We start from the raw sequence: 1,161 nt of genomic DNA, 5'->3' as shown, positions 1-1,161 counted from the left end.
TTCCGACGCATCCAGAAACTCCCCGGCCATGTCCGCGGCTACTTCCATGCCCCACACACCGTTTACGCTTCAACCATTTAGTTCCGGGTCAATATCTGACATGCTTGCCGCTCTCGGCGATACTTTCGGCGCGGAAATCGCACCCGGACCTGCACAGGGAGCTGCCTAGTACTCCAGCACGACTTCGTGATCGGTGGTGAGGGTGCTGGGTGGTGAGGTTATGTGGTGGGTCGGCCGCAGCATTTCTTGTATTTGGTGGTCGAGCCGCACCAGCATGGGGTGTTGCGTGCCGGTGGCCAGTTGATGGCGTGGCCTTCTGTGATGATCTCGTTGATGCAGGCCAGGCGGGTGTTGGAGTCGGTGGGGTCGCTGCCGGTGCGGGTGGTGTAGTCGAGGAGTTTGGCGACGGTCAGTGGCACCATGGTGATGCGGGCGATGCCGGATTCAGCCAATTCGCGGTTGGCTTTCTCTCGCTCGGCGATGATGGTGTCGGCGTCGACGGTTCGACCAGCTGTGGCCAAGTTTCGTGGGCGTGGGGGATTTCCGGGCGAGGCCAGAACAGCACCCGCATTTCGCGTGGTGGTTTCGACGGGGTCGAAGTGCGGACGAACTCGTCGGCGCGTTGGGACAGGGACTCGACCGAGGTGTCGAGGTCGTCGGAGGGCAGGCCCAGTGCCTGGCGGATGCGGCGTCGTCCGGCGATGATGTTGTTGGCGTAGCAGAGGAAGCCCAGTTCGTCGTCGCGTTCGGCCATCTCGTCGTCGGACAGGCGGGTCACGGCCATGTTGAACCAGGTCAGTGCCTGGGGCAGGTCACCACGTTCTTCCAGTAGTTCCGCGGCCATGTGATATGGCGCGGCGGAATCGATCCTGTCGCGTCGTAACGCGTCGAGCTGGGCCCAGGCGTCGGGCGCGTCTACATCGAACTACGTGCCCGCAACCACCAGGTCGGTGTCGAACTGGCTCTCGGCAACGACCTGCTGCGTGCGCGGGTCGCGACCTTCGGGCCGGAGCTGATCATTGCGCCGATGCTCACCACGGCGATCCCGAAGGACATCTGGTCGGCCCACACCGTGCTGATCGTGCATCCGGGACCCAAGGGTGATCGCGGACCGTCATCCCTTGACTGGGCCATTCATGAGGGCGAGAAGCAGTGGGGTGT

2 protein-coding genes are annotated in these 1,161 nt (G+C 63.3%); both read right to left on the bottom strand.

The features are described 5' to 3' along the window. Positions 1-218: 218 nt before the first annotated feature. Positions 219-422, bottom strand: a complete 204-nt coding sequence (locus ACWEO7_RS39645) for an SEC-C metal-binding domain-containing protein (protein WP_452431016.1) — start codon at positions 420-422, stop codon at positions 219-221. Next, the gene (locus tag ACWEO7_RS39640; protein ID WP_452431014.1) at positions 410-844 is read right to left on the bottom strand and encodes a hypothetical protein; all 435 of its coding nucleotides are present in this window, start codon (positions 842-844) and stop codon (positions 410-412) included. Before ACWEO7_RS39640 ends, ACWEO7_RS39645 begins: the two co-directional genes overlap by 13 nt. Positions 845-1,161 lie beyond the last annotated feature (317 nt).

The organism is Nocardia sp. NPDC004260, assembly GCF_053603155.1.
The sequence above is the reverse complement of the archived record's forward strand: the minus strand, read 5'-3'. Positions and strand labels throughout refer to the sequence as shown.

Excerpts from the sequence above, each read along its gene's own strand:
- ACWEO7_RS39640 (WP_452431014.1), bottom strand. The coding sequence starts at position 844 with ATGGCCGCGGAACTACTGGAAGAACGTGGTGACCTGCCCCAGGCACTG.
- ACWEO7_RS39645 (WP_452431016.1), bottom strand. The coding sequence starts at position 422 with ATGGTGCCACTGACCGTCGCCAAACTCCTCGACTACACCACCCGCACC.